Source organism: Vibrio sp. YT-19(2023), from assembly GCF_033337395.1.
In genome coordinates this window covers 1-598 of the sequence record NZ_JAWOQN010000771.1, presented here as the reverse complement: position 1 = coordinate 598, position 598 = coordinate 1, and the positions used below count along the sequence as shown (strand labels likewise).

Genomic DNA, 598 nt, shown 5'->3' with positions numbered 1-598 from the left:
CACCAGTGAAGCACAGCAATGGCAAGGTCGTCACCACACCGGCTGCAATCAACAACGTATTGAGCTGCCATGGATTTTCAATCATGTTTGCCGTTGGTGAGCTGGCAATAAACAGAAGATAAACGGCGGCAGCGGGTAATAAGATTAGCGTTTCGACAAACAAACCCGTTTGAGCATCCACCGCGACTTTCTTACGTAGCAAACCGTAAAAACCAAAGCTCATCGCCAACGCCATCGCTACAATTGGCACCGAACCAAAGACGATCAACTGCACCAAAACGCCACATCCTGCCAATACCACAGCAAACCATTGCAGTTTACGTAGTCGTTCGCCCAAGAACACCATACCGAGCAACACGTTAATCAGCGGGTTGATGTAATAGCCTAAGCTGGCATCCAGCATGTGATTGGAGTTAACCGCCCAAATGAAGATCAGCCAGTTGCCACCAATCAATACCGAACTGGAAAGCAAATACGCGATTTTCTTTTTATCTGTGGCGATGTGATAAACCGAGCGCCAGTGACGGCCAAAATGAAGAAGTGCGGCAAGCAAAAAGAAAGACCAAATCACTCGATGGCTTAGGATCTCGAGAGGAGA

General features: G+C 48.0%; 1 protein-coding gene. It reads right to left on the bottom strand.

Annotated features, from left to right (window positions below; all coding sequences use genetic code 11):
- The coding region (gene rarD / locus R7E78_RS28375; RefSeq protein WP_318058913.1) for an EamA family transporter RarD at window positions 1-598 on the bottom strand (598 nt) is incomplete at both ends.